Source organism: Flavobacterium sp. (genome assembly GCF_044377315.1).
Classification (GTDB): Bacteria; Bacteroidota; Bacteroidia; order Flavobacteriales; family Flavobacteriaceae; genus Flavobacterium.
This window is the reverse complement of sequence record NZ_JBILJG010000038.1, coordinates 1-15,474: the sequence shown is the minus strand read 5'-3', so window position 1 is coordinate 15,474 and position 15,474 is coordinate 1. Positions and strand designations below refer to the sequence as shown.

The following is a 15,474-nucleotide window of genomic DNA, read 5'->3' as shown; positions in this document are numbered from 1 at the left end:
ACAGAAAGCTGATAGTGAAATAATTGTATTTTGCTTATTTCTTTGATTAGTTAATAATTTTTTCACATTCAATTATCTTTTCATTACAAAATACTTAGTATCTTTGTACCCTAAACGTTTAAAAAAATTAAGAAATGAAAAAACTTTACATTTTATTATTGGCTGTTAGTGGATTAGGTTATGCGCAAACACCAATCATCACTGGAATTATGGACGGAGATTGTAATGGTGGTAATCCAAAAGCAATAGAAATTTATGCAAATGGAACTGTGAATTTTGCGGAATACTCCGTAGAAAATCAAACAAATGCAAATTCTACTTGGGGAACTACTTTAAGCTTAGCTCCACTAGGTACAGTTACAAATGGATTTGTATATGTAATATTGGGTGGTACTCCAAGTGCAACAGCTGCTGACCCAACTCCAATCGAAAACGTAGCTCGTTTTGCTTTAGAATTCCCTTCTATTCCAACTGCATCTGTACTTAATCCTCCATCTGCAACTGGTCTTCCTCAGCCAATAAATGTAAATGGAGATGATAGAGTAAGAATCATAAATTCAACTACATTAACGGTTATTGACCAATATGGTGTAGAAGCTGAAGATGGAACAGGAAAACCATGGGAATATTTAGATTCTTGGGCAAAAAGAAATAATGGTACTTTAGCTAATGGTTCATCATTCAATGCTGCTAATTGGACTTTTGGTGGTGTTGCAGCTTTAGACGGTTTAGGAGCTTGTCAGGCTGGAGCAACTTTTTCTACTTTAGTGCCTTTTGGTACTTATTCTCCAAACCTTTCAGTAAAACAAAACGCGATCGCTGGTTTAGATATCTATCCAAACCCTGTTACTAATGGTGTTTTAAACATTAATACTACAGCTAACGATGCTAAAAATGTTGTAATTGTTGATATATTAGGAAAACAAGTAGTAAATACTACTATTTCTGGAAGCACTGTAAACGTTGCTAACCTTAAAAATGGTGTTTACATCGTAAAAATTACTGAAAACGGTAAAACAGCTACAAGAAAATTAGTTATTAGATAATTAAATTTCTTTTACATAACTAAAGCCCTTTCCATTTGGTAAAGGGCTTTTTTATTTTAGTATTTTTGCAAAAAATAACTTATCTTTGATTTACTTTTAATCCAATTTTTATATAGTATTAAAATAATTCAAGTTGAAATAAATAACGAAAGTGCCTTTGCTCTTCTAAAAGAATTAGAAGAACTTAAAGTATTGAGAAATTTTCAAAGAAATATTTTAGAAAAAAAAGCTAAAATATCTGAAAAATACAGAAATGTTTTTTCTAAAGAAGATGCAAAAGATTTTGATATTCATTCACAAACAATGAGAAGCAACTTGTATAAATCTAAATAATTATGACTACAATCACTTTAAAAATTAACGAACGCTCTAAAGCTGGCAAAGCTTTTATGACGATGACTAACTTTTTTATTGAATCAAAGTCAGTAAAAATAATTGAAAATTCTTCAACTAAAAATACTGTTTATCAAGAATTTGAAGAAGCACTAAAAGAAGTTAAACAAATAGAAGAAGGGAAAATAAAACCAAAATCGCTAAAAGATTTTTTGGATGAGCAATAATGTAATACCTCTTTCAAGTTTTATAAAAAACTATAAACGCTTTAGTAAGAAGTTTCCAAATTTAAAAAACGAACTTGAAATTCTTGAAGAAGAATTAATGAAAAACCCAGAAATGGGCGAAAGTTTGGGACACAATCTTTACAAAATAAGATTAGCTAGTAAAGATAAAAATTCAGGTAAAAGTGGCGGTTTTAGAATCATAAGTTATTTAATACTGAAAACCGAAAACGAAACCAATGTCTATTTATTAAAAATTTACGACAAGTCCGAAGAACAAACCATAAAAACCTCAATTTTGATAAAACTTGTAAAATCAATTTTTGGTTAACTCTTTTTCTAATTCAATTATAACAACAACTAATTGATTTCTCCACAAGACATTTTCACAATAGCCAACCAAAAGCAATTTGAAAAAATAGCTTTGAAAGTTTTTCGTTTTCAATACGAGAATAACTTGGTGTATCGCGATTTTTGTAATTTTCTTAAAGTTGAAAAAAGCAGTGTTAAGTCGTTGCAACAAATTCCTTTTTTACCAATACAGTTTTTTAAAAGTCACGAGGTTATTTCCTCAACCAATCCCGTTCAAGAAACATTTACTAGTTCTGGTACAACTGGAATGATAACCAGCAAACACTTAGTTACCGATGTTACACTATACGAACAAAGTTACCGAAACGCTTTTTCTCAATTTTATGGAAACATCGAGGATTATGCGGTTTTGGCTTTGCTTCCATCCTATTTAGAAAGAAAAGGTTCGTCGCTTATTTATATGGTGAATGATTTAATTCAACTTTCTAACAATACTAATAGCGGTTTTTATTTGCATAATTACGACGAGTTAACTTCTAAATTAATCGAACTAGATTCTGAAGGTCAAAATGTGTTGCTAATTGGTGTGACTTATGCTTTGTTAGATTTAATAGAACAGCAAAATTTTCAATTGCAAAACACTATTGTTATTGAAACTGGCGGGATGAAAGGCAAACGAAAAGAAATAATCCGAGAAGAATTACACGAAATTTTGTGCAAAGGTTTTGGCGTTTCAAACATTCATTCCGAATATGGAATGACCGAATTATTATCGCAAGCTTACTCACTTGGAAACGGAATTTTTGAATGCCCTAATTGGATGCAAATTTTAATTCGTGATACCGAAGACGCTCTATCCTATGTTTCAACAGGAAAAACCGGAGGTATTAATGTGATTGATTTGGCTAATATCAATTCGTGTTCGTTTATTGCTACGCAAGATTTGGGCAAAAAATATCCCAACAATCATGCCTCACGGCAGACAGGTTCGTTTGAAGTATTGGGACGCTTTGATAATTCTGATATTCGTGGTTGTAACTTGATGGTTATATGATTTTTTATTTAAACTTATTTTGATATGAAATATCTTTTACTCTTTTTCATTAGCTTTTCTGGTTATTCTCAAATTGAAATAAAAATTAACACCATAAATTCATTTGAAATTAGTCCTAAAAAAAGAAAGTTTGTAATTGACTATCAAATTTCAAATAAGGAAAATAAGGAAATTAAATTTTTTTTGCTTCCACATTCTTTAATAGCAAACTCAGCTAGTTCTCTAACATTATTTCCCGTTTATAAAATTTATTTAAATGGTGTATTTGAGGATGTTGATGGTCCGTTTTATGAAACCTTTTTTGGAGAACAAAACGATATTGACCAAATTATTAATGAAGAAGATAAGAAAAAGCAAATAGAAATTTTGACTTCAAAACTAGAAGAAGAATATAAAAATATAATAGCTAATTACAAAAGTGACAGGGTAAACCGAGATGATAATTGGATATATACTAATCAAAAGTTGTTACAATCAATTGTTTATTTGAAACCAAATGAAACTAAAAATTTCCAAATTATAACATTTTGGGATAAGCAGAGATATTTTAAAATAGATGAAAACGAATATTATTTAGACGAAAATGAAAAATATGAATTTGAATTGTCTTTATATTTAGACAAATTGAATAGAAAAGAAAAACTAACTGAAGAAGAATTTACCAAAATAAAAAATGACGAAAACTTCATTGAAGGAAGATTTTCGTCAAATAAAATGAAAATTAATTTTGGAGAATAATGTTAATTATGATATAAGTAGTGATTATTGAAAAAAAAATAGCTAAAATTAATTTCAAACTCAATTAATCAATTCTTTCAATAAAAAAATAACTAAAAGTAATGCAAGTTACATTTCATTACTAAAATGTTTCTTTATCTTTGTACTTCAAAATGAATAAAAATTGTTCAGAAGCTCAACACATAAACTTTTAAACTAAAATAGTATGGCATTAGTAATAACAGACGCTACTTTTGACGAAGTAGTTTTAAAATCGGACAAACCAGTAGTAGTAGATTTTTGGGCAGCTTGGTGTGGACCATGTAGAATGGTTGGGCCAGTTATCGATGAGGTTTCTTCAGAATACGAAGGAAAAGCAGTAGTAGGAAAAGTAGATGTAGATGCCAATCAAGAATTTGCAGCAAAATATGGTGTTCGTAACATTCCAACCGTATTAATTTTCCAAAACGGAGAAGTAGTAGGTCGTCAAGTAGGCGTTGCTCCTAAAAAAACATATACAGATGCAATCGACGCATTATTGTAATTAATTGTTTTATTTTCTAGGTTACAAGAAAAATAAGGTCTAACGAGAGTTAGGCTTTTTTTTATGAGCGAAAGATTTGGGCATTTTCAGTAATCCCTATTCCTGCCATCCGAAGTAGTCCCAACTTGTTAAAAAAACAAGTCGGGAGCTACTTTCTCCTGTCAGGGCTAATTAGCAATCCATTTTTGTAAAATACAGTTTTCAAAAACAACTTTTTCGCAAACTTTTAACCCCCTAAACTTTTAAACTCTTAAACTTTTATTTACATTTGAGACATGAAGATAGAAGAACAAAAAGAACTCATATCAGGATTCAAGCATCTCGAACTTTTAGCCAATCAAGTGGTCGAAGGATTTATTTCGGGTATGCACAAGTCGCCATTTCACGGTTTTTCTGCCGAGTTTGCTGAGCACAAAATTTACAATGCAGGCGAAAGTACCAAACATATCGACTGGAAACTTTTTGCCAAAACAGACAGATTATACACCAAGCGATACGAAGAAGAAACCAATCTTCGTTGTCATTTAATTATCGACAATTCATCTTCAATGCATTACCCAAAGTTAGCATCTGACCAGTTTTTTTACGAAAGCAAAATCGGTTTTTCTGTTCTGGCTTCTGCGGTACTTATGAATCTGCTCAAAAAACAACGTGATGCAGTAGGATTAAGCGTTTTTTCAGATCAATACGAATATTACGCACCCGAAAAAGGTTCAGACAGACATCATCGAATGATTTTGAGTAAACTCGAAGATCTTTTGGAAAATCCAAAACAAGCTAAAGCGACAGATACGATAAAATATTTGCACCAAATAGCAGAAAAAATGCACCGTCGTTCATTGATAATCTTGTTTACAGATATGTTTCAGCACGAGAGCGAAGAAGCACTTTTTAATGCATTACAGCATCTAAAACACAATAAACATAAAGTAGTCCTGTTTCACGTAGTTGATAGCAAAACAGAGCTGAATTTCGATTTTGATAACGCTCCAAGAAAGTTCATCGACCTCGAAACAGGAGAAGAAGTAAACATTTACGCCGATAATGTTAAAGAAATATATGAAAAAAACGTTGATGCTTCCTTCAAAAAACTAGCTTTAACTTGTGCTCAAAACAAAATTAAGTACGTTCCGGTTAGTGTTGGCGATAATTTCGAGAAAATACTCACCACATATTTAGTTGAAAAGCAGTCTTTTGGGTGATTTTTTAAAAAATAACTATATTTTTTTGAATTAAATAGTTGCAGATATTAAAATCTGTAGTATATTTGCAACCGCAATAAAGCAGAGGTTTGGTAGTTCAGTTGGTTAGAATACATGCCTGTCACGCATGGGGTCGCGGGTTCGAGTCCCGTCCAGACCGCTAAAATTGGGAAAGCACTTTGGAAACAAAGTGCTTTTTTGCCCAAAAAAAGCATTTAAGAAAGTTGTGTTGTTTTCGTTCGCCTCGGCGAACACGGTTTAGTAGTTAGACCAATGAAAAGCTTTTCACCGCAAGGTGATGAGCTTTTTTGCTTTTGGGAAATTTTATACGGTTTAGTAGTCTCGTTGTTAACAACGAGATGAAAAGCTTTTATAGGCTTTACTTAACAAAATTCCTAAAAGCAATCACTACATACAAAGCCACAAATCCTAAACAAACAACCAACTTCATAAAGCTTGAAGCCAGAAAGCCTAAAAAAGATCCAGTTGCAGCTTTCAAGGCACGGTTTTTATCTTGCGAATTATAAATTAGTTCACCCACAAAAGCGCCCACAAAAGCACCAGCCACAAATCCAAAAGGAATTGGAACAAAAAATCCAACCAACATACCAATATTCGTTCCCCAAATGCCGTAGGAACTACCACCAAATTTTCGAGTGCCTTTTGCTGGAATCGTATAATCAAGAATAGAAATAATTACAACAATCAACAGCGAAATGCCTAAAATCCAATAATTCATGCCTACTTTTTCGGTAAAATAGAGTAGAAGCAACCCAATCCAACTTACTATTGGTCCAGGCAAAACAGGCAGAAAACTTCCAAAAATTCCAACTAAAACACAAACAAAACCAAGAATTAATAAAATTGTATCCATAAAATTTGTATTTTTGATATATAATTATAGAGTAAAAAAACAAAACTTATGGCAATTTATAACATATTCGGTAAAAAAATAATTTTTGCTGCGCTACTATTTGTTTTTACTACAAATATGCAAGCACAAGAAACCACTAGCTCTTCTGATGCGGTTCTTAAAGAAAAAATATACAATCAATACAAAGCAGCGATTTTAAACTATTCGATGAAAAATTTTGATTCGATGTTTCTTGATTTTTTAGCCAAGCAAAATGATAAAAACTATACATTCACTCGAGAAGAGTTTTATACTTTTACAGTTAAAATAGCAACGTTTTCTGATCGTTTAGCAAAACTTTATCCAGCCAGAAAAGCTGAAGCCGAGGCTAACAAAAAAGAGTGGCTTTCTAAAACCTACGAAGACTATCTTAAATTTAAAGAAGAAAAAAAATAACCCAATTTAGTATTAAATTGAAAAAATATTCAACCGTTTTTATCCTATTTTTATGTGTTTCTTGTCAATTTATTGATAAGCAAATCCCGTCTGAAGAAGAGTTGCTAAAAAAGGAAATACAAACCATCGACTGGAAAAAGGTGGATGAATTTCCGACCATCATAACATGTGATTCCGTTTTCGATAAAACCCTAAATCAGGAATGTTTTATCAACACACTTTCGGCGTTAATTCAGCAAAAATTGGATACCGACAAACCAAAAATTCAGTATACAAAGCTAGATACCATTACCGTTCTAGTGAGTGTTTTGCCTAACGCAACCTTGCAATTTGAAACCAAACAAAAAGATGATAATGAAAAAATTGACAGTATTCTGAAAGCAAAATTAGTCGATTTTCCAATCATAAAACCAGCCATAAAACGCGGAATTCCAGTCAAAACACAATTCACTTTACCAGTAATTTTAAAAGTAGAATAATTTAGGAGTTATTTACTTCGTCAGTTCGCTCTTTTGGAGCTCGTGTCCAGTTATACGTTCCAACCTACCGGCAGATAGGTGTTTTCTTTTTTAAAGAAAAAAAGAAAAGGATTTCCACTGCTATCTGGGCTAAACATTCTGAAAGGTTTGTTTATTTTTTATAACTTCTCTCTTTCCAAGTAAAGGTTCCAACAAGAGAATAAAGTCCAACAAGACTACTAAAAAAAGGATAAATAAAACCACTAACAATCGGAAATAAAAGCCTTCCTTTTCGCAAGAAACTATTGGTTTTGAATAGTAAAACATAGTCAACAACCAACTTCCAACCGAAAGCTATGGCAATTAACTCCCAACTTGCAACATTCATTATACAACTTCCAAAACCAACAAACAAAGTTATGTTCATCAACAAAACCACAACGGCCAATCCTTTGGCAAAATCACTGTTATAACTTGCTGTTTTACTTGCCCAACGAACACGTTGCATAAAAAGCTTGATAATGTTATTTTCTGGTTTTGTCAATACAATGCTTTCTGTATTTTTTAAATAATGAATTTTTTCGGGATTGTGTTTGACTGCTTTTTGAAGTAAAAAGACATCGTCTCCACTGGCTATTTTTGCATTTCCATTAAAACCACCAAGCGAATTAAACAAGTTTTTAGTATAAGCAAAATTAGCTCCATTGCACATAAATGCTTCTTTCAAACCAAAACTTCCAATGGTCGTTCCTTGCAAACTCATCAAATCCAGCTGCTGAAAATAATGAAACGGATTCCACTTAGCTTTTACATTTACAGCACCAACCAACATTTCAACTTCATGCGATTGAATGTAATTATCAAATGCTAAAAGCCAGTTTCTTGGAACTTCACAGTCCGCATCAGTAGTGATAATCCACTCATTTTTCACAACAGGAACCGCTCTCGAAATAGCATCTTTTTTTGGAGAATTGGACAAGCGAAGATTTTCTAAAAGCGTTGTTTGAATCAAACCATTTTCCATTCGCCAGTTGTTAAAAATTTTCTCCGAATTATCATTCGAAAAATCATCAATCACAATAATTTCAAACAAATCTAAAGGATAATTCAATTGTGAAATGGAATCTAAAAGTGTTCTAAAATTCTTTTCTTCATTTCTAAAAGGAACAATTATTGAAAAAGTTGTTTTGGGTTGCAAATCGATTTTTTCAAACGATTTTACTTTGGCAAATCCATATATCAAAAGACCAATGAAAATCACATAGTTTAGTACTATCAAACAAAAAATAATCGTAATTAATTCCATTTGGGTTTAAATTTTAAAACAAAATAACTTCCAATCACTACTGGTAAAACAACGTTCAAAAACCACATTAGCGTACTTATAAAAACCACAACCCATTCGTTAACGCCCAATTTTCCGAAGAAAAAAACAGCCACACTACCTTTTACAGCAAAATCTAAAAACTGAAAACTTGGCAATGATGAAGCTAGAAAATAAACCACTGCAATTGTCGCAATCATAGTTACATAGGGTAAATTTACATCAAAAGCTAGAAATAAAAAATAGTATTGATGCGAAAAAATCAAATAACGACAAATTGCTAAATGAATATTCTTTTTATGAATTGTCCTAGGAATTTCATTGATTTTTTCTACTAATTTTTCAATAGAATAACCTTTTATTTTAATTTTTTTTGAGAAATAAGAAAATAGAAAAAGGAAAATAGACAATCCGAGAATTCCTAAACTCCATTTCCAATAACCAATTATCAGTAATCCAATTGTACCGAAAACAATCGTCAAAATCATTTGAATTCCGTTGCAAATAAGGTTTAAAAAAACAATTTGTTTGGTTTTAGTTTTGTCAAAATACAATGCTTTTCCGGCATATTCGCCTAAACCATTTGGTGTAAAAATTCCAGATGTTAATGCGCCCAAAACTTGTTTGGTACTTTCTCCAACTGAAATTGGTTTGATAAATGAAACTAAGTTTTGCCATTTCAAAATCTCCAAATAACGATTGACAACGCTAAAAGAGAGTAAAAATAGGATTCCCAAAACCGAAGCTTTTTTTTGGACTAATTGTTCAAATTTATCCCAATCTAATTTGTCATTTGTAGCAAGTTGGTTATAAATAAAATAAAATGCCCCAACAACAATCAAAAGTTTGACTGAAAAAACCAAGAATTGTTTAGCTTTGTGAGAAATTGTAATCATTGGTGCAAAGAAACAAACTTTTAAACTTTTAAACTCCTAAACTCTAAACTAAAAATTGGCAAACGAACGAATCATATTAGGAATCGACCCAGGAACAACCATAATGGGTTTCGGATTAATAAAAGTAATCAATAAGAAAATGGAATTTCTTCAATTGAACGAACTTATTTTGAGCAAATACGACGATCATTACACCAAGCTAAAAGTCATTTTTGAACGCACTATTGAACTTATAGAAACCCATCATCCAGACGAAATTGCGATTGAAGCACCTTTTTTTGGTAAAAATGTACAATCGATGCTAAAATTAGGTAGAGCTCAAGGAGTAGCGATGGCGGCTGGATTATCGCGCCAAATTCCAATCACCGAATACGAACCCAAGAAAATAAAAATGGCTATAACCGGAAACGGAAACGCCAGTAAAGAGCAAGTTGCCAAAATGCTCCAACAACTTTTAGGATTGAAAGAATTGCCTAAGAATCTAGATTCAACCGATGGATTAGCAGCGGCCGTTTGTCATTTTTTTAATTCAGGAAAAGTGGTTGGAAGTAAAAGTTATTCAGGTTGGGATGCTTTTGTGAAACAAAATGAAGAACGAGTTAAAAAATAGTTTTCAGTCAAAGTTTTCAGTCAAAGTGCTGAAAACTGCGACTGCGAATGAATACTAAAAAAATGTCAGGAATCTACATCCATATACCATTTTGCAAGCAGGCATGTCACTATTGCGATTTTCATTTTTCTACTTCTATGAAGAAAAAAGAGGAGATGGTTTTGGCATTGGTCAAAGAAATTGAACTGCGAAAAAGTGAGTTTCAAGACGAAGTTATTGAAACCATTTATTTTGGAGGAGGAACGCCGAGTAGATTTACGATTGAAGATTTACGATTGTTGATTGATGAAGTTTATAAAAATTATGAAGTAACTGAATATCCAGAAATTACGATAGAAGCTAATCCAGACGATTTGTCGGAAGATTATTTAATTGAACTTAAAAAAATCGGAATCAATCGACTTTCCTTAGGAATTCAATCGTTTTTTGAAGATGATTTGGAGTTGATGAACCGTGCTCATAATTCGGCGGAAGCCCAAAAATGTTTGGAAATTGCAACTCGTTATTTCGACAATATCACCATCGATTTAATTTACGGAATGCCCAATATGACCAACGAAAAATGGCTTCAAAATATCGAAACGGCCTTATCTTTCAATATTCCACATATTTCGAGTTATGCTTTGACAGTTGAACCTAAAACCGCTTTGCATTCGTTTATACAAAAAGGAATTATCCCGAATCTTGACGAAAATTTGGCTTTGGAACATTTTTATCTTTTGGTGCAAAAGCTCGAAGAAAACGGTTTTATTCATTATGAATTATCCAATTTTGGAAAACCTGATTATTTTTCCAAAAACAATTCGGCTTATTGGTTGGGTAAAAAATACATCGGAATTGGTCCATCAGCACATAGTTATAACGGAATTTCAAGAAGTTGGAATATTTACAATAATGCTATGTATCTAAATGCAATTGCCGAAAATAAGTTACCTTCAGAAACCGAAATTCTTTCCAAAACTGATCAATACAACGAGTATATTATGACGGGCTTGCGAACTATTTGGGGCGTTTCGTTAGAAAGAATTGAAGCTGAATTTGGAAAAACCTATTTGGATTATCTAAACAAACAAGCTTCTAAATTTATTAACGACAACTTACTCTTTGTTGAAAATAACACACTCAAAACCACAAAAAAAGGAAAGTTTCTGACCGATGGAATCGCATCAGAATTATTTTTCCTAAATTTGTAGCCGTTTCCAATTACTACCAATAAAGAAGTTGCATTACTTCACACTACATAATGACAGTAAAAGCCAAAAAACATCTCGGACAACATTTTCTAAAAGACGAATCGGTCGCCAAAAATATAGCGGACACGTTAAACCTTGCTGGCTATGAAAATGTGCTTGAAATTGGTCCAGGAATGGGTGTTTTGACTAAATATTTGCTCGAAAAACCAATTACCACTTATGTAGTAGAAATCGACACAGAATCGGTTGATTATTTGAACGAAAATTATCCAAAATTGAAGGATAAAATTATCGCAAAAGATTTTTTAAAATACAATATAAACGAAATTTTTGAAGGAAAACAATTTGCTATCATTGGTAATTTCCCCTATAATATTTCAACACAAATAGTTTTTCGAACATTGGAATACCGCAGTCAAATTCCAGAGTTTTCTGGTATGTTTCAAAAAGAAGTTGCCGAACGAATTTGTTCTAAAAAAGGGAGCAAAGTTTACGGAATTTTATCTGTTTTAGCACAAGCTTTTTACGATGCCGAGTATTTATTTACCGTTGATGAAAATGTTTTCAATCCGCCACCTAAAGTAAAATCGGGTGTTTTGCGATTGCGCAGAAAAGAGAATTACGAATTGCCTTGCTCAGAAAAATTACTTTTTACAGTTGTAAAAACAGCTTTTCAACAACGCAGAAAAACAATGCGAAATAGTTTAAAAACACTAAATTTGTCGGATAATTTGCGAGAAGATACTATCTTTGATCTGCGTCCGGAACAATTATCGGTGGAACAATTTATAGAGCTTACCCAAAAAATAGAAGCCAATGCAATTTAAAGTCAGCAAAGAACTTTTAGTTCAAATCGAGGAGCTTATCCATTCAAAAAACGACAGTCAACTGGAAGTTTTATTGAACGATATGCACCATGCTGATATTGCCGAGATTTTTGAAGAACTTGATACAGAACAAGCTATTTATATTTTCAAAATATTAGATAGTGAAGTTACAGCCGAAATTCTTCCGGAACTAGAAGACGATTTACGTGAAAAAATCCTTAGCGGATTGTCTGCCAAAGAAATTGCTGAAGAGCTTGATGAGCTTGATACCGATGACGCTGCCGATATTATCGCCGAGTTATCTCAAAGTAAAAAAGAGCAAGTTATCTCGGAGCTCGAAGACGTTGAACACGCCAAAGATATTGTCGATTTGTTGCGTTACGACGAAGATGAAGCAGGAGGGTTAATGGGAAAAGAGCTTGTAAAAGTCAATGAGAATTGGAATGTTTTGACTTGCGTGAAAGAAATGCGTATTCAAGCCGAAAATGTAACACGAGTACATTCAATATACGTTGTTGACGATGAAAATAGATTAAAAGGGCGTTTGTCGCTCAAAGATTTGTTGACTACTTCTACCAAAACAATGATTAGTGATGTCTATATCAAAAAGGTAGATTATGTAAAAGTGCATACGCCAAATGTTGAAGTGGCTCGAATCATGCAAAAATATGACCTTGAGGCAATTCCAGTAGTAGATGAAATGGGACGATTAGTAGGTCGTGTAACCATTGATGACGTGGTAGATGTAATCAAGGAAGAAGCCGACAAAGATTACCAATTAGCAGCGGGTATATCGCAAGACGTAGAAGCCGATGATAGCATTCTCGAACTTACCAAAGCGCGATTGCCTTGGCTGGTTTTAGCGCTTTTAGGCGGTTTTGTAAGCGTAAAAATGCTCGGACTTTTTGAAGGTGCCATGAAAGAACACGGAGAATTGTTTTTCTTCACGCCGCTTATTGCCGCAATGGCTGGTAATGTTGGTGTTCAATCATCTGCAATTATTGTGCAAGGTTTGGCAAATCAGAGTATTAGCGGTTCTATTTTCAATCGTTTACTAAAAGAAATTTCTTTAAGTTTACTTAATGGTACTATACTTGCTTCAATACTTTTTGTAGGAAGTCATTTTTTACTAGGCGTTGAACCTAAAATTGGTTTTATTGTAACAATCGCACTAATTTCGGTAATTATAATTGCATCCTTAATTGGAACTTTTATTCCATTGATATTAAACAAGTTTGGCATTGATCCAGCATTAGCAACCGGACCATTTATCACAACAAGCAACGATATTTGTGGAATTTTAATCTATTTCTCAATAGCAAAATTGATTTTAGGATTTTGATATAGGAACGAAAGACTTGGGCATTTTAGCAATCGTCTTTCCCGCTATCCATTCCAATCTTTTTATTTTTAAAGAAAAATAAAAAGGATTTCCATTGCAAAAGCGAAGCATTCACTGAACTCCTATAAAAAATATTAAATTTGTGAAGTAATCAGGGTTAGTTGGGTTATGTCTTTAATAAAAAGCAGCTTATGATATTAATAACTGGAATTACAGGATTAGTTGGGTCACATTTAGCACTTCATCTTTTAGAAAAAGGCGAAACCATTCGCGCTACTTATCGTTCTGAAAAAAGCATTCAATCTACCAAAGCTTTATTTGCTCAGTATTACAAATCCAATCTTTTCGAGAAAATTCAATGGGTTGAAGCCGACATTTTGGATATTTCGCAGCTTGAAATTGCTTTTCAAAATATTCAAACCGTTTACCATTGTGCCGCATTGGTTTCTTTTGACCCAAACGATGAAGAAAAGTTACGCAAAATCAACATTGAAGGAACTGCCAATATTGTCAATTTTTGTATCGACAAAAAGGTAAAAGAACTTTGTTACGTTAGTTCAATAGCAGCTTTAGGCGACAAAAAAGAACACGAAGCCTTTATCGACGAAAACTCAGAATGGAATCCAGAATTATTTCACAGCGATTATGCCATTTCAAAATATGGCGCTGAAATGGAAATATGGCGCGGACAACAAGAAGGGTTGCAAGTAGTAATCGTAAATCCAGGAGTTATCATCGGACCAGCATCTATAAAAGAAAATTGGAAAAACAGTAGTCAAAAACTTTTTTGGACAGTAAACAACGGATTACCATTTTATACTAAAGGCAAAACTGGCTATGTTGCCGTAACCGATTTGGTTGCCATTATGTATCAACTTATGCAACAAAAATGCTTTGGCGAAAGATTTTGTTTGGTTTCAGAAAATAAAACCTACCAAGATATCGTCACTACTATAGCAGAAACTTTGCAAGTAAAAAAAGCAACAATTAACGCCAAACCTTGGATGATTAAAGTAATGATTCCAATAGACTGGCTACATTGTTTGATTACAGGAAAGAAAAGAGATTTTTCATTTCAAGTTTCCGATTATTTGCACTGTCAAGATGAATTTTCAAGTAAAAAAATAAAAGAATTGCTAAAGTACGATTTCCAAAAAATTGACGAAACAATTCGCATAACTGCCAAGTATTTTAAATAAATAACCAATTTTGAAAAAAGTATCACCTTTATTTTCTTATTTGTTTCATCCAGTTTTTACACCTTTATATGGTGCAATTTTGTATTTTATTTTGCAAGATACAAGTTTAGAAATCAGACAAATTTGGTTAGTATTAATTCAAATTATCATCATCACTATTTTTATACCAATTGCTTTTTATTATTTGCTAAAATCAATGGGAAAAATCAATTCGGTAATGGCATCACAAATTAATGAGCGTAAACTTCCATTGGTAATTCAGGCTGTTTTGCTGTTTATTTTAGCCAAAGACAGTATTAAAGTAGATGTTTTAGAAGAGTTGCATTATTTTTTTGTTGGCGGATTAATTAGCACCGTTATTTCATTTGTATTACTATTTGTAAAAATGAAATCGAGTTTGCATTTGGTAGGAATAAGTTCATTAACTGCTTTTGTGATAGGTTTAAGCATTAGCAATCAATCCAATTATTTAGTTTTGATTTCTCTAATGATTTTACTCAACGGAATTATTTCCACTTCGCGTTTAGAAATGAAAGCACACACTTTAAAAGAAGTCATTGTTGGATTTTGTGTCGGATTTTTTTCGCAGCTAATTGTTTGGAAATTTTGGTTATAAAATGTAAAACATCAAACCTAAATTTAAATTATTCAACCCAATTTCTTGCGAATCTACTTTAGCATTTGATTTAAAAATTGGAGTTAAGCCATACGAACCATAAAAATTCCATGTGTTGTATCCAATAGCTAAATAAACAGAAGTTCTAAAATTAGTAATATCAGGGCTGTTTCTAATTTTAAAAGTTTCTCCACCTACAATAAGTCTTGATTTGCTAAAAGCAACATAACTCATTTTCACACCACTATAAATTCTAAAAAACCGGTGA

At 32.4% G+C, this 15,474-nt stretch carries 19 protein-coding genes, 1 tRNA gene and 1 pseudogene; 17 read left to right on the top strand and 4 right to left on the bottom strand.

Features of this window, described 5'->3' with window-relative positions:
• Positions 1-134: 134 nt before the first annotated feature.
• The 9 genes from ACIQ66_RS10715 (at position 135) to ACIQ66_RS10675 (ending at position 5,592) form a co-directional block, all read left to right on the top strand.
• The gene (locus ACIQ66_RS10715; RefSeq protein ID WP_396212789.1) at positions 135-1,046 is read left to right on the top strand and encodes a T9SS type A sorting domain-containing protein; all 912 of its coding nucleotides are present in this window, start codon (positions 135-137) and stop codon (positions 1,044-1,046) included.
• Positions 1,047-1,238: 192 nt separating this feature from the next.
• Complete coding sequence (locus ACIQ66_RS10710; protein WP_396212788.1) at positions 1,239-1,379, top strand: hypothetical protein; 141 nt, start codon at positions 1,239-1,241, stop codon at positions 1,377-1,379.
• A gap of 2 nt (positions 1,380-1,381) precedes the next feature.
• Positions 1,382-1,606 carry a hypothetical protein gene (locus ACIQ66_RS10705; protein ID WP_396212787.1) on the top strand — a complete coding sequence of 75 codons (225 nt, stop codon included), beginning with the start codon at positions 1,382-1,384 and terminating at the stop codon, positions 1,604-1,606.
• Positions 1,596-1,934 carry a hypothetical protein gene (locus ACIQ66_RS10700; protein ID WP_396212786.1) on the top strand — a complete coding sequence of 113 codons (339 nt, stop codon included), beginning with the start codon at positions 1,596-1,598 and terminating at the stop codon, positions 1,932-1,934. The genes ACIQ66_RS10705 and ACIQ66_RS10700 overlap by 11 nt, the downstream gene beginning before the upstream one ends.
• A gap of 33 nt (positions 1,935-1,967) precedes the next feature.
• Positions 1,968-2,969: an acyl transferase gene (locus ACIQ66_RS10695; protein WP_396212785.1), complete on the top strand. Its 1,002-nt coding sequence runs from the start codon at positions 1,968-1,970 to the stop codon at positions 2,967-2,969.
• A gap of 24 nt (positions 2,970-2,993) precedes the next feature.
• Positions 2,994-3,707 (top strand): hypothetical protein, encoded by a 714-nt coding sequence (locus ACIQ66_RS10690; protein WP_396212784.1) that lies wholly within the window; start codon positions 2,994-2,996, stop codon positions 3,705-3,707.
• A gap of 205 nt (positions 3,708-3,912) precedes the next feature.
• Positions 3,913-4,230, top strand: coding sequence for a thioredoxin (trxA, locus tag ACIQ66_RS10685; protein ID WP_396212783.1), 318 nt, complete (start codon positions 3,913-3,915; stop codon positions 4,228-4,230).
• Positions 4,231-4,505: 275 nt separating this feature from the next.
• Positions 4,506-5,432 carry a DUF58 domain-containing protein gene (locus tag ACIQ66_RS10680; RefSeq protein WP_396212782.1) on the top strand — a complete coding sequence of 309 codons (927 nt, stop codon included), beginning with the start codon at positions 4,506-4,508 and terminating at the stop codon, positions 5,430-5,432.
• An 86-nt stretch (positions 5,433-5,518) separates the two neighbouring features.
• Positions 5,519-5,592, top strand: a tRNA-Asp gene (locus ACIQ66_RS10675).
• Between the two features lie 219 nt (positions 5,593-5,811).
• Here the strand turns inward: ACIQ66_RS10675 and ACIQ66_RS10670 are convergent.
• Positions 5,812-6,306: a DUF456 domain-containing protein gene (locus ACIQ66_RS10670; RefSeq protein ID WP_396212781.1), complete on the bottom strand. Its 495-nt coding sequence runs from the start codon at positions 6,304-6,306 to the stop codon at positions 5,812-5,814.
• A 48-nt stretch (positions 6,307-6,354) separates the two neighbouring features.
• Between ACIQ66_RS10670 and ACIQ66_RS10665 the strand changes: the two genes are divergently transcribed.
• Entirely contained in the window at positions 6,355-6,741 is a 387-nt protein-coding gene (locus ACIQ66_RS10665) for a hypothetical protein (protein WP_396212780.1), read from the top strand.
• A gap of 17 nt (positions 6,742-6,758) precedes the next feature.
• On the top strand, positions 6,759-7,220 hold the full coding sequence (locus ACIQ66_RS10660) for a hypothetical protein (RefSeq protein ID WP_396212779.1): 462 nt from the start codon (positions 6,759-6,761) through the stop codon (positions 7,218-7,220).
• A 151-nt stretch (positions 7,221-7,371) separates the two neighbouring features.
• On the opposite strand, the gene ACIQ66_RS10655 is transcribed toward ACIQ66_RS10660, so the two are convergent.
• A complete protein-coding gene (locus ACIQ66_RS10655; RefSeq protein ID WP_396212778.1) occupies positions 7,372-8,505 on the bottom strand; it encodes a glycosyltransferase in 1,134 nt (377 codons plus the stop codon).
• Positions 8,496-9,419, bottom strand: a complete 924-nt coding sequence (locus ACIQ66_RS10650; RefSeq protein ID WP_396212777.1) for a hypothetical protein — start codon at positions 9,417-9,419, stop codon at positions 8,496-8,498. The genes ACIQ66_RS10655 and ACIQ66_RS10650 overlap by 10 nt, the downstream gene beginning before the upstream one ends.
• Positions 9,420-9,474: 55 nt before the next feature.
• Here ACIQ66_RS10650 and ruvC point away from each other — a divergent pair, with 55 nt between their 5' ends.
• From ruvC to ACIQ66_RS10620, 6 genes are all read left to right on the top strand, one after another.
• Positions 9,475-10,029 (top strand): crossover junction endodeoxyribonuclease RuvC, encoded by a 555-nt coding sequence (gene ruvC / locus ACIQ66_RS10645; RefSeq protein ID WP_298175282.1) that lies wholly within the window; start codon positions 9,475-9,477, stop codon positions 10,027-10,029.
• A 62-nt stretch (positions 10,030-10,091) separates the two neighbouring features.
• Entirely contained in the window at positions 10,092-11,222 is a 1,131-nt protein-coding gene (gene hemW, locus ACIQ66_RS10640; RefSeq protein ID WP_396212791.1) for a radical SAM family heme chaperone HemW, read from the top strand.
• Between the two features lie 47 nt (positions 11,223-11,269).
• On the top strand, positions 11,270-12,049 hold the full coding sequence (gene rsmA, locus ACIQ66_RS10635) for a 16S rRNA (adenine(1518)-N(6)/adenine(1519)-N(6))-dimethyltransferase RsmA (RefSeq protein WP_396212790.1): 780 nt from the start codon (positions 11,270-11,272) through the stop codon (positions 12,047-12,049).
• Positions 12,039-13,391 carry a magnesium transporter gene (gene mgtE, locus ACIQ66_RS10630; RefSeq protein ID WP_396212776.1) on the top strand — a complete coding sequence of 451 codons (1,353 nt, stop codon included), beginning with the start codon at positions 12,039-12,041 and terminating at the stop codon, positions 13,389-13,391. Before rsmA ends, mgtE begins: the two co-directional genes overlap by 11 nt.
• A 191-nt stretch (positions 13,392-13,582) precedes the next feature.
• Positions 13,583-14,590 (top strand): NAD-dependent epimerase/dehydratase family protein, encoded by a 1,008-nt coding sequence (locus ACIQ66_RS10625; RefSeq protein ID WP_396212775.1) that lies wholly within the window; start codon positions 13,583-13,585, stop codon positions 14,588-14,590.
• A 10-nt stretch (positions 14,591-14,600) separates the two neighbouring features.
• Positions 14,601-15,206, top strand: a complete 606-nt coding sequence (locus tag ACIQ66_RS10620) for a hypothetical protein (protein ID WP_396212774.1) — start codon at positions 14,601-14,603, stop codon at positions 15,204-15,206.
• On the opposite strand, the pseudogene ACIQ66_RS10615 reads toward ACIQ66_RS10620, so the two are convergent.
• Positions 15,201-15,474: pseudogene (locus ACIQ66_RS10615) on the bottom strand (PorT family protein); the annotation flags it as partial. The gene ACIQ66_RS10620 and the pseudogene ACIQ66_RS10615 overlap by 6 nt on opposite strands.